12 protein-coding genes are annotated in these 10,632 nt (G+C 61.9%); 7 read left to right on the plus strand and 5 right to left on the minus strand.

Annotation, left to right across the window (positions count from 1 at the left end; all coding sequences use genetic code 11):
- Positions 1-46: 46 nt before the first annotated feature.
- Together QOC89_RS14220 and QOC89_RS14225 are read right to left on the minus strand one after the other, a co-directional pair.
- Positions 47-496: a TerB family tellurite resistance protein gene (locus tag QOC89_RS14220; RefSeq protein WP_323045591.1), complete on the minus strand. Its 450-nt coding sequence runs from the start codon at positions 494-496 to the stop codon at positions 47-49.
- A 26-nt stretch (positions 497-522) separates the two neighbouring features.
- Positions 523-708 carry a DUF3563 family protein gene (locus QOC89_RS14225; RefSeq protein WP_323045592.1) on the minus strand — a complete coding sequence of 62 codons (186 nt, stop codon included), beginning with the start codon at positions 706-708 and terminating at the stop codon, positions 523-525.
- Positions 709-1,423: 715 nt separating this feature from the next.
- Here QOC89_RS14225 and QOC89_RS14230 point away from each other — a divergent pair.
- On the plus strand, positions 1,424-2,770 hold the full coding sequence (locus QOC89_RS14230; protein ID WP_323045593.1) for an ATP-binding protein: 1,347 nt from the start codon (positions 1,424-1,426) through the stop codon (positions 2,768-2,770).
- Between the two features lie 120 nt (positions 2,771-2,890).
- A complete protein-coding gene (locus tag QOC89_RS14235) occupies positions 2,891-3,565 on the plus strand; it encodes a response regulator transcription factor (protein WP_323045594.1) in 675 nt (224 codons plus the stop codon).
- A gap of 46 nt (positions 3,566-3,611) precedes the next feature.
- Here the strand turns inward: QOC89_RS14235 and QOC89_RS14240 are convergent, their stop codons facing one another.
- Positions 3,612-3,839: a DUF6622 family protein gene (locus QOC89_RS14240; protein WP_323045595.1), complete on the minus strand. Its 228-nt coding sequence runs from the start codon at positions 3,837-3,839 to the stop codon at positions 3,612-3,614.
- Between the two features lie 209 nt (positions 3,840-4,048).
- Here QOC89_RS14240 and QOC89_RS14245 point away from each other — a divergent pair, with 209 nt between their 5' ends.
- Both QOC89_RS14245 and QOC89_RS14250 read left to right on the plus strand, forming a co-directional pair.
- On the plus strand, positions 4,049-4,831 hold the full coding sequence (locus QOC89_RS14245; protein WP_323045596.1) for an ABC transporter substrate-binding protein: 783 nt from the start codon (positions 4,049-4,051) through the stop codon (positions 4,829-4,831).
- A 202-nt stretch (positions 4,832-5,033) separates the two neighbouring features.
- The gene (locus QOC89_RS14250) at positions 5,034-5,288 is read left to right on the plus strand and encodes a DUF2934 domain-containing protein (RefSeq protein ID WP_323045597.1); all 255 of its coding nucleotides are present in this window, start codon (positions 5,034-5,036) and stop codon (positions 5,286-5,288) included.
- Positions 5,289-5,579: 291 nt separating this feature from the next.
- Here QOC89_RS14250 and QOC89_RS14255 read toward each other — a convergent pair whose 3' ends face one another.
- Complete coding sequence (locus QOC89_RS14255; RefSeq protein WP_323045598.1) at positions 5,580-7,586, minus strand: bifunctional DedA family/phosphatase PAP2 family protein; 2,007 nt, start codon at positions 7,584-7,586, stop codon at positions 5,580-5,582.
- Between the two features lie 273 nt (positions 7,587-7,859).
- Here QOC89_RS14255 and QOC89_RS14260 point away from each other — a divergent pair, with 273 nt between their 5' ends.
- Entirely contained in the window at positions 7,860-8,225 is a 366-nt protein-coding gene (locus QOC89_RS14260; RefSeq protein WP_323045599.1) for a hypothetical protein, read from the plus strand.
- Here QOC89_RS14260 and QOC89_RS14265 read toward each other — a convergent pair whose 3' ends face one another.
- A complete protein-coding gene (locus QOC89_RS14265; protein ID WP_323045600.1) occupies positions 8,226-9,002 on the minus strand; it encodes a GntR family transcriptional regulator in 777 nt (258 codons plus the stop codon).
- Between QOC89_RS14265 and QOC89_RS14270 the strand changes: the two genes are divergently transcribed.
- The gene (locus QOC89_RS14270) at positions 8,985-9,461 is read left to right on the plus strand and encodes an OsmC family protein (protein WP_323045601.1); all 477 of its coding nucleotides are present in this window, start codon (positions 8,985-8,987) and stop codon (positions 9,459-9,461) included. The two genes, QOC89_RS14265 and QOC89_RS14270, sit on opposite strands and share 18 nt — an antisense overlap.
- A gap of 643 nt (positions 9,462-10,104) precedes the next feature.
- Positions 10,105-10,632: carbohydrate porin (locus QOC89_RS14275; RefSeq protein WP_323045602.1), on the plus strand; the 528-nt coding region annotated here is incomplete at its 3' end.

Raw genomic sequence — 10,632 nt, forward strand, 5'->3', positions numbered from 1 at the left:
AAGAAAAATCACGCCAGCCTGGAATACGACACGGCTGGCCCTTCAGTCATTTTGCCCGTTGCGCGCGCACGAGTCTGAGTACCGCGCATCGACGCGCCCAATCGGGTTGCTCCGGCATTTGCCACGCTGCGCGCAGCAGGCGCAGAAATCCGGCTTCTCCCTCTGAGATATGCCTGTCCGCATGAATGGCTTCCTGGCACAGCTCGACGACGTCACGCCGCATCTGCCAGTCCTGCACGTCGGCCGCGAGTTGCACGACGATAACGGGATCGAGCCTGCACGCGTCGCCCCAATTCAGATAGGTGGCGCAAGTCAGGTCTTCGCACAGCGCCTGCACGACGGGCAGAAACTGACGCGGTCGCAACGACAATCGCTGTTCGATGCCGTGGCGATGCAGCGCGTCGAGTTCATCCACGCCGACGTGGCCGTCCGACAGTAAGCAGGCCGCGACGATGCGTGCCGCGGCTTCAGGGCTGTCGCATTGATAGTGACGCATGACGGTTCTCCTTGTCCGTTGATCGTTCACAGTTCGTTGTCGCGCGGCATGACGCTCGAATGCAGACTGAACGGATAGCTGCCACTGTCGAGATGACGCATGCGGCGTTCGAGGTCCACGAGATCGGTCGATGACGCCAGATACGCTTCGCGTTCGTCGTGGTGAAATGAGAAGAACAACGACCCCAGTCTTTCGGAAAGTGCGGCAAACATGATGTGCTCCTTGAGTAGCGCGACGCATGTCGGGCCGGCGGTCCGGATCGTCGCTTCAGTCCGATGCGTGCCCAACGCGTTTTCGCGTCTGAGTGGCGGTTCGAACCTGAACCTGTGCATCGACGAACCAATCGTAGGCGCCGTTAATTAGCCGGAAATGAGCCGTGTTCGCAGCACGCCGCCAATGAATCACGTTGTGATCCCGCGCCTGTTTGATCCGATATAAGCCGCTCATTCTTTCCTCATTCTCGGCGGCCAGAATGCATGTCAACCGATGCAGTCAATGCGCCGCACCGGAGCTCAAGGAGAAGAACATGAAAGGGATTCGCCAGGCGGTCGTCGCCGCCGTATCAAGCGTTGGCCTCGTCGGTGTTGCCGAGGCTCACGTGTTCTTACAGTGAAGTCCATGGCAGAGAACACCTGACTCACCGAATGACCAGAAACACATCAGGAGGGAAACATCATGAAATCGCTGCTCCAAACCGCCGCTGTCGACTGAGCGATTGTTAAAGCCGTTCTCTATCGCCCGTTGCAAATGGTGGGCGCGCAGCAAGAGGCTGCGCGCCCTTGCCGTCGTTTCGACGCCAGAAAGGGGCGGGTCGCGGGAGTAGAATCGCTTTACAAAAAAGTCTGTCTGACCCGTCTCTCGCATAGCACTGAGTGTCCCGGCGTCCACGCATCACCCCGTTGGACGAAACACTTTTTCTGCGCCTCCATGATCAAGTCTCTAAGAAACCAGCTTGTCCTCGCCCTTTGCGTGCTGGCCAGCATAGTCGGCGTGGTGCAGGGCGTCAGTTCGTACCAGTTGTCGAAAGCGGGCATGAGCGCGCTGCTCGACCTGCGGCTCGAACAGGTTGCCGGCCGCATGCGCGGCGGTCTCGCGGACTCCCTGCCCAGCATTCCCGCGCGCGGCTCGCAACCGGAGCGCGACATTGTCATTACGATCTGGAAAGACGATCTGGCCACGCCTTACCGCTCGACCGAGCCGTCCCTGGCGCTGCCGCGCGAGGCGCCCGCGGGTTTCGTGACGACCGCGGTTGACGGCGACGAGTGGCGCATCTACACGCTGCGTGAGCCGTCGATGGTGATTCAGGTTGCGCAACGTTCGTCGGTGCGCCACGAGCTTGCGCAAGAACGTGCCGTGAATACGCTTTGGCCGATGATCGTGCTCGTGCCGCTGGTGTGGATCGCCGTGCTGCTTGTGGTGCGCCGCTCGTTGCGCAAGTTGAATCGTTTGGGTGCGCAAGTGCAGGCGATCGACGTCAGTCATTTTCAGCAATTGTCGACCTCGGGCGTGCCGATCGAGATACGTCCTTTCATCGACTCGATCAATCTGATGATCGAGCGGCTCGCACAATCGATCGAATCGGAACGGAAGTTCATTTCCGACGCCGCGCACGAACTGCGCACGCCGCTCACCGCGCTTCAATTGCAGGCGGACAATCTGCAACCGCATATCGTGCCCGGCAACCAGGAGCGTTTTCGTGAATTGTGCAGCGGTATCAGACGCAGTGGCGGTCTGATCGCGCAATTGCTCAGGCTTGCGCGTGCCGATGCGGCTCTGCAGGCCGATACCGTAACGCGAGTCGACGTGGCCGCCGTGGTGGTCGACGCCGTGGCCGAAGTCTTGCCGATCGCGATGAAGCGCGGCATCGATATCGGCGCCGACGAAATGGCCAGCGCGTTTGTCCGCGCGGTCGAAGCCGATGTCGGCATTGTCGTGCGCAATCTGGTCAGCAACGCGATCCGCTACACGCCGGACGGCGGCAAGGTCGATATGAGCGTACAGATACGCGACGAGATGGTATGGATCGACGTGACCGACACCGGCCCCGGCATTGCGGAAGAACTGCTGCCACGGGTGTTCGACCGCTTCTTTCGAGCGAATACGCAAATCGAGGGCAGCGGCCTTGGCCTGTCGATCGTCAAGGCGATCGCGACTAAATATGGCGGCGACGCGAGTCTTCGCAATCGCCATGACGGTCAGTCGGGAATCGTCGCGTCGATCGGCTTTCCGTGCGCCACGGAGGCGGTGGCCGCCACCGGCGCGAGTCAGTTATGATGCGTTCTGACTCGTGCCCGCCTGACAGAGGCACGGGCGGGCTCGGCCTGGAATCGTAACCCGTGTTCCATTCCTCGCGCCGCGGCCAACGACACTATTCGTTGCTGTGGGAACGACATCATGCGAGTTCTACTGGTTGAAGACGACCTGCAGATCGGACAAAGCCTGCTGCGCGCGTTGCAGGACGCGGACTATAGCGTCGATTGGGTGCGCGACGGCAATGCCGGCAGCGCGGCGATCGCGGCGGCCGAATACACGGTCGTGCTGCTGGATCTCGGCTTGCCGGGCATGAGCGGGATCGACTTGCTGAAATCCTCGCGAGCGGCCGGCAACAAGGTGCCGGTGCTGATCCTGACCGCACGCGACGATCTCGAGGCGCGCGTGCAAGGCCTCGACGTCGGCGCCGACGACTACGTCCTCAAACCCTTCGACGTTCCGGAACTGCTTGCCCGCATTCGCGCGGTATTGCGCCGCAAGGCGGGCTATGCGGTGTCGCGCCTCGGCGACGATTCCCTCAATCTCGATCTCGACAAGCGCACGCTCTGCTGCAATGGCGTGACCTCGGTGCTATCGGCGCGCGAATTCGCGTTGATGCTGGCGTTTCTCGAGCGCCCCGGCATGATCCTCTCGCGCGATCAGCTGGAAGACCGCTTATACGGCTGGGGCAAGGAAGTGGAGAGCAATGCGGTCGACGTGCTGATTCATTCGGTGCGCAAGAAGTTCGGGCAGTCGGTTATCCGCAATGTGCGCGGCCTCGGCTGGACCGTCATGCTGGGCGATTCCGCCAAGGCATGAGGCCGTTTCCTCATACCGAGGCTTGTCGCCGGCGCGGCTGAACCCGCTACGCTTTGCTGGAGGCGAATAACGGGCGCGCGCTCATCGCTCGCCAGTAGGTGAGGAAGCGCCCGCCGAACACGCCGGCCACGACGCCGGACACCGCGGCGTCGATCAGCATATATGTCCCAAGCGACGATACGACGGTCGCGGTCGCCATTTCGAAGCCGAGCCAGAATTTGGCGGCGAAGGTGGCGACGATCAGCATGAGCGGCAACGCGGAACCCGGCAGCATGACGTCATCTCCTCTATAGCATCCCTCTGATCATCTATAGTGTGCGCTGCGCGTCCTGGACGGCTGCCGCGACGCGCCCTGGCGCGCCGGCGCCGACATGCTGAGCGCGGTTTTGTCGTTGGTCGCGGCGGGCGCTTTTTTTCGCGCGTTTTCGCGCGTTTTCGTTCACGCCGCGCATCTGATTAATAGAGTCATAAAAAAGGAGAGACATGAAAGCCCTGCTTGCAACCCTGACGATTGCGCTGCTTGCTGTATCGTCCGCCAGCGCAACCGCGAAGGATTGGTCGACCGTGCGGTTCGGTGTCGACGCGAGCTATCCGCCGTTCGAATCAAAAGCCGCCGACGGTAAGCTGGTCGGTTTCGATATCGACCTGGGCAATGAGATTTGTCGCCGCCTTGACGCAAAATGCGTGTGGGTCGAAAACGCCTTCGACGGGATGATTGCCGCCCTGAAGGGACGCAAGTTCGACGGCGTGCTGTCGACCATGTCGATGACGCCGGCGCGTCAGGCGCAGATCGCGTTCTCGTCGAAGGTATTCCGTATCCCCACACGCCTCGTCGCGAAGAAAGGCTCGACTATCACGCCGACGCCGGAAGCGCTGAAGGGCAAGCACATCGGCGTCGAGCAGGGTTCGATCCAGGAAACGTATGCAAAGACCTATTGGGAGCCGGTCGGCGCGGTGATCGTGTCCTACCAGGATCAGGATCTCGTGTACTCGGACCTGATTGCCGGCCGCATCGACGCATCGCTGCAGAATGCCGTCCAGGCTGATGTGGGTTTCCTGCGCACGCCGCGCGGCAAGGACTTTGCGTTTGCCGGCAACGCGCTTTACGACGCGAAGACACTGGGAAGCGGCACCGCGATCGGCTTGCGCAAGGAAGACACCGACCTGAAGGCGAAGATCGACAAGGCGATCGCCGACACGCGCGCGGATGGCACGTACGACAGGATCGCGAAAAAGTATTTCGACTTCGACGTCTACGGTCAGTGAAGACGGGCCGGCCGGCGGCTGTGATGATGGTATCGGCCGGAATCCACTCGGGAAGCGTCGATCGTTGTCGTGGCATGCCGGATGCTGCGGGACATGTGCGAGACGGCGCGGCCTGATGATTCGAATTGTTCGAATTGTTCGAATTGTTCCGATTGTTCCGCTGGCCCCGAGCGTCGCGCGCATTTTCACGGAGAAACGGAGCATGGACAGCGATCTCGAAGCCCGCATTCGCACTCGGGCGTATCAAATCTGGGAAAACGACCCGTCGCCGGACGGCAACGCGGAACAGCACTGGGAGGAGGCGCGCAGGCAGATCGAAGCTGAAGGCGAGGATGGCGGGGAGCGTCCGGACGTCAGCGTCGACCAATCGGCGGATCGGGAGCGCGCGGGCAGGATCGCGCCGGAGGAACAATTGCAGGACATGTCTCCCGGCGAAGCGGACCCGACTGCTCGCTGAACGTGGCAAAGCCCAGGCAGGCGAATCGGCTTCGGGGCGTGCGCCGCCACCGCCGGGTGGCGGCCGGAGTTCCTTGACTGAAGGTAAGCGCGGGTGAATGCGTGCAAGCGCGTGCGGAGCCTCGGCTTGCATGGACCGCATGGCCGAGGTTATCCACAGAAAATGTTCACATCCTTGTGGACAAGTCCTGGCCAATTCCGCCAAGTGATTGAGCGCAGGGCGATTTCCCGATTCGTATGGCGAACGCGCGTCTCCAGGCAGGCAACGAGAGAAGCGAGCACACCGCGCCGCTCACTCCACCGGAGAGGACAGCAGCGACACCGGCACGCCATGGCAACTTACGGTGGCGACGAGCGCCGCGCTGAGGCCTGCGCTGGTTTTTGTATGCGCATCGAACGACGACACTTCCTTTTCGACGCGCAGAACATTGATCGGCCACGAGCGCCGCGAGAGCCGTTCGTGCGCGAACGCCCCAACCCACAGCGGGGTCGCTGACACGCCGTTTTCCACCGCATAACCGCTTGGCCAGAAGCGCAGGACATCGCGTTCGTCGCGCGTGTCGCCGGGACGCATGAAGACCAGTGACGAAGGCACGCCGTTGTTCAGCTTCGGCAAGACCGGCAGCGACACGGCCGCGACATTCGGCGAAGCAAGCGAGAGCAGGCTGTGCGCGGACAGGTCCGTGCCTTCGATCCACCCTTGAGCGCGCAGTTGCCCTTTAATCGAATCGAGATTCGACACCCATTGCAGCGTCAGCGGTTCCTTGTGGTCGCCGCCCATATCGGAGCGATAGCAGGGGAGTCGCTTCCACAGCGACATCGTCCACTGCGTCTGCGTGACCAGCACGGGCGGCGGCCGCGACATGGCATCCTGCGGCGCCCCCAGTGGCTTGACGCTCAACTGCACGCCCACGCTCACGAGCATCACCACCAGAATCACGGCCGGCATGAAGCTGCGGGTGGGCGGCACTTCGGGATGCCGCAACATGGCTGTCAACGAGACGATGGCCACCCAGATATACGCGAGCGCGGCGCCGCCGATCGCGTCGGAGACCCAGTACCGGCCGAAGTAAAGTCCCGCCAGCGTGACCACGATCACGACCACCGTGCTCACGGTCGCCACCAGCAATCCTTCCAGCATGCCGACGCGCCGCGCGAGCAGGAACGCAAGGAAGCCATAGACGATCACCGTCGCGGCGACGTGATTGCTCGGGAACACGTAGGCGCCGGACAACAGTTCGTTGGGCGGGGCGCGGTGCATCGCGAATTGCAAAGCGAAAATCAGCAGTTGGGAAAATACGACCGCGGCGAGCCAGTAACCGATCGTGCGCCAACGCCGCTCCAACAGCATCCAGATCACCACGGTCACGACCAGCGCCGTCAGCGTGACGACGCTTCCAAGCGTGGCCAATCCCGCCAGCACGGTGTCGCTCCAGGGCGTGCGCACCGATTGCAAAAAGTGGTAGACGGACAGATCGACGCTGACCAGCGGATCGCCGCTGATCACGTCTTCGAGCACCCCGAAGAAGAGCGCGCCCGACACCAGCACGATCAGCGACGTCACCACGACACTGGTGGCATCCGGCTGCTCAGGGTCCAGCAGGCGCCGCGCGAGACGGCCGAACGGGCCCGGGTGACGGCACGCCCAGCTTCCCAGATAGCGGCCCGCCGCGCCCGACCACGCGCTGGCATGCGAGAGCAGGAAACCCGTCGCGCGAAAGCTCAGCCAGACGATCCCCACCAGCAACGCAATGATCACGACGAGGCGGAACGACACGGCGCCGGCCAGCAGCACCGAGGCGCCGAATACCACGCCGGGGAGGACATGCGCGGGCGCCCACAGCAGCGCCGACACCACGTTCATCGCGTAGAAGCGCAGCGGCGGCATGCCCAGCATGCCCGCCACCACCGGCACGATCGCTCGCAATGGTCCGATGAAGCGGGCGAACACGACGCTCTTGGCACCGTGCTTTTTGAAGAAGCGTTTGCCGGCGTCGAGTACCTGCGGGTGGGTGCGGAACGGCCACAGCTGGACGATTCTGTGCTTGTAGCGTGAGCCGATCCAGAAGCTCATGCCGTCCCCGGCGATCGCGCCGACGATCGCCCACAGGAACACCCAACCGAGGCTCAGCGCACCGGTGCCGGCCAGCGCGCCGGCGAGAAACATGGCAGTGCTGCCGGGGATGAAGGTGCCGATAACGGCGATGGCCTCGAGGAAGGCGGCAAGAAAGACGACCGTAAGCGTCCACGCCGGATGGCCGGCAAGCTGATGCAAAAGGTGGATGTAGGCGTGCTCCATCGTGCGCGATCGGCCGTTCGGGCGTAACGGTTGATCATAACGCGCACGGCGGTGCCCGACATTCCTGCAAACCAGTAGCCGGAGGCATGGCGGCGCCGAAGCTTACGTCCCAACGCCGATCCTCGATCAAACCCTGAATTCAGCGATGAACAAACCGGGCCGACGGCCAGTCTGACTATTTGACCGGTTTCCTTCACGAGCGTCGTGAGTGCGACATCGCGACGGTGGCTTGAGCAATTCGGTCGACAATTTTGATGCATCACGGAGTGGACTATGAAGATCGTGACAAAGAGTTTTTTGGTGTCGGCGCTGGTAATCGGTCTGACGGGTGCGGCTTACGCGCAGTCGGCCAACATGGGCGCCAATGGTATGGTCGGTTTGCAGGCAGGCGGGATCAATGGCACGGGCATGGGAATGGGGCTGGGGACGGGAATGGGGATGGGTTTGGGCACGGGAGCGGCCAGTCCGAGCCCAATGCCAGGCGGGGGTGCGATGGGCCATGCCACATCGATCGGCGGGACCGGCAGCGTTGGCTCGGGCCCGGCGCTCAACACCATGCGGGCGAACGGCACCAGCCTGAACATGAATCCGGATCCTCGTGCGCCAAATGTAGCGGGTAGAGCGTTCGGATCGCAGTAATCACTCAGCCCGAATCAGTTGCACAACAATGCGCTTTGCCGACGCGAGATGTTCCACTGTCATGGATCGCGCAAGGCGCGCGTTGCCGGCCTCACAGGCTTCGAGAATCTTCAGATGCTCGTCCTGGAAGGCCGGCGTATCGGCGAGCAGCGTGCTTTGCAATCGTTCGTAACGTTCGACCTGAGCGCGCAACTCGCGGATCGCTTTCAATTGCCGGCCGTTCTCACACGGGCGGTATAGCAATTCATGAAACTCGCGATTCAGTTCGCCCTGTCTTTGCGCCGTGTCGGCGTCGCCCAGCAGCCGATGAACGAGTTCAGCGCGCGATAACGTCTCGGTGTCCATGCGCTTGACCGCGTGGAAGATGGCGTCCCCTTCGAGCAACATACGCAGGCGGTAGATCTCGTCGAGGTCGGACTCTGTCAGGGTTCGCACAACGGCGCCGCGATTGCGCATGAGCTCGACCAACCCTTCGCCCTCGAGCTTTTGTATGGCCTCTCGCATCGGCACCCGGCTCACGCCGAATCGATCGGCGAGTTCGCGCTCGACCAGCCGCGCACCGTCCTCCAGTTCGCCGGCCGCGATCAGTTCGCGCAGTGAGACGGCGATGGCGTCGGCTGTCGAATCCAGTTTGTGGTCCATCTGCGGTGAGTCCTCAGGGGCTTGTCGTTTGGAATAATGGTATACCAAAACTGGTGCGTGCGTATAGAATGCTTGCGTGGTCAATTCGAATCCATGGTTGATGGAAAGGAGCGTGGCATGGCGCACGGCGAGCACAAATATGCGGTATCGGTGCAGTGGACAGGCAATCGCGGCAGCGGCACCTCGGGATATCGTGATTACGGTCGGGACCACATCATCGCGGCGGGAAGCAAGCCCGAGATTCCCGGATCATCAGACGCGGCATTTCTCGGCGACGCAAAGCGATGGAATCCGGAAGACCTGCTGGTCGCCTCGGTATCCGCCTGCCACAAGCTCTGGTATCTGCATCTTTGCTCGGACGCGGGTGTCGTTGTTGTGAGCTATCGGGACAACGCCGAAGGCACGATGCTCGATACGCCGGAGCAGGGCCGCTTTTCAGAGATCGTGCTGCGTCCGCACGTCGTCATTCGGGCTGGTGGCGATGTCGAGCTGGCCGCGCGTTTGCACCATCTCGCGCATCAGAAGTGCTATATCGCGAACTCCGTCAACTTTCCTGTTTTGTGCGAGCCGGAAATTGCAACGGAAGCAGCGTGATGCGCGCGCGGCGTGATTCAGTGCAGCAACGTCGTCTGTACGACTTTCACGATGACAAGCGCGTACGATGCGTGGGGCAGTGCGCTTAGCCGTCATCTAGATGGACCGAGTCTTTCAGAAATGACAGGAAGGACAGGGGAATGAAGGGCGCAGACGCACCGGCGAATATGACGGCGGCGGGAGCTGGCAACAGGTTCGTCAGCCAATTCGGAGTGCGATCTCTTTTATGTGTTTTTCACTTGCGATTTTATAAGTGTGGCGAATACAATCCGCCCGTCTCAGCAAAAGGAGTCCCTCGTGGACACATGCTCCAGTAGTGGAAGTCCGATGCCGGTCTACGCCGGCGCAATATCCGCGAGTTAGCCGCAGGGTCCCTCCTTCGCCGCTAATTCGCTCCGTGCGGGTTAGCGCGCTTCTTCAGTGACCGGTTCCGGCCAGTCCGCCAGTCGCACGCTCCCTCTGTTTGATCCTTTCGCATCGTTTGCGAGACCCGGTCACGTCCTCGTGCATCGTCTGAATTGCGAGGCTCGATGGGAGTGAGCTTATGTTCGTCAAATCGTTGTCGTATTGTTCTTTGGCGCGCCGCCTGCACGGCGCTCAGACTTATCTCGCGCAGAAAGTCCCTGAAAAAAATCGCGGGTGGATGTCCGGCGTCCTCCTCGGTCTAACGCTTCTGTTGTCGTGCGGCGTGGCGCCGTCCGTGCTGGCACAGACGCGGGCAACGGATCCGGCGGCAACTTCGGATCAGGCGCCAACTGGGAATCAGGCTCAGGCCGAAGGGCAGACGTCTGCCGCTCGGCAGACGCCTCCTACACCCACCTGGCTCTGGGACCGCTCGAATCTGCTCGGCGACATGGGCGGGCTGCGTCCCTGGCTTGGTAACTACGGGGTGACCTTCAACCTGGAGGAAACCAGCGAGTATCTGAACAACCTTTCGGGCGGCGTCAAACGAGGCGGTGCTTACGATGGACTGACCCAGTTCGGTATCGTCGTCGAGACTGACAAGGCGGTGGGGTTGCCGGGCGGCACGTTCAACGTATCGGGATTGCAGATTCACGGCAGCAGTCTGAGTCAACGGAATCTGCAGACCCTGCAAAGCGCGAGCGGCATCGAGGCCGACGACTCGACACGGCTATGGGAGCTGTGGTATCAGCAGTCCCTGATCGGTGGA

The sequence above is a fragment of the Paraburkholderia sp. genome (genome assembly GCF_034668105.1).
Lineage (GTDB): Bacteria > Pseudomonadota > Gammaproteobacteria > Burkholderiales > Burkholderiaceae > Paraburkholderia.

What these genes read in the sequence shown, in the direction of transcription:
- QOC89_RS14220 (WP_323045591.1), bottom strand. Translation starts at nt 496, where the DNA reads ATGCGTCACTATCAATGCGACAGCCCTGAAGCCGCGGCACGCATCGTC.
- QOC89_RS14225 (WP_323045592.1), bottom strand. Translation starts at nt 708, where the DNA reads ATGTTTGCCGCACTTTCCGAAAGACTGGGGTCGTTGTTCTTCTCATTT.
- QOC89_RS14230 (WP_323045593.1), top strand. Translation starts at nt 1,424, where the DNA reads ATGATCAAGTCTCTAAGAAACCAGCTTGTCCTCGCCCTTTGCGTGCTG.
- QOC89_RS14235 (WP_323045594.1), top strand. Translation starts at nt 2,891, where the DNA reads ATGCGAGTTCTACTGGTTGAAGACGACCTGCAGATCGGACAAAGCCTG.
- QOC89_RS14240 (WP_323045595.1), bottom strand. Translation starts at nt 3,839, where the DNA reads ATGCTGCCGGGTTCCGCGTTGCCGCTCATGCTGATCGTCGCCACCTTC.
- QOC89_RS14245 (WP_323045596.1), top strand. Translation starts at nt 4,049, where the DNA reads ATGAAAGCCCTGCTTGCAACCCTGACGATTGCGCTGCTTGCTGTATCG.
- QOC89_RS14250 (WP_323045597.1), top strand. Translation starts at nt 5,034, where the DNA reads ATGGACAGCGATCTCGAAGCCCGCATTCGCACTCGGGCGTATCAAATC.
- QOC89_RS14255 (WP_323045598.1), bottom strand. Translation starts at nt 7,586, where the DNA reads ATGGAGCACGCCTACATCCACCTTTTGCATCAGCTTGCCGGCCATCCG.
- QOC89_RS14260 (WP_323045599.1), top strand. Translation starts at nt 7,860, where the DNA reads ATGAAGATCGTGACAAAGAGTTTTTTGGTGTCGGCGCTGGTAATCGGT.
- QOC89_RS14270 (WP_323045601.1), top strand. Translation starts at nt 8,985, where the DNA reads ATGGCGCACGGCGAGCACAAATATGCGGTATCGGTGCAGTGGACAGGC.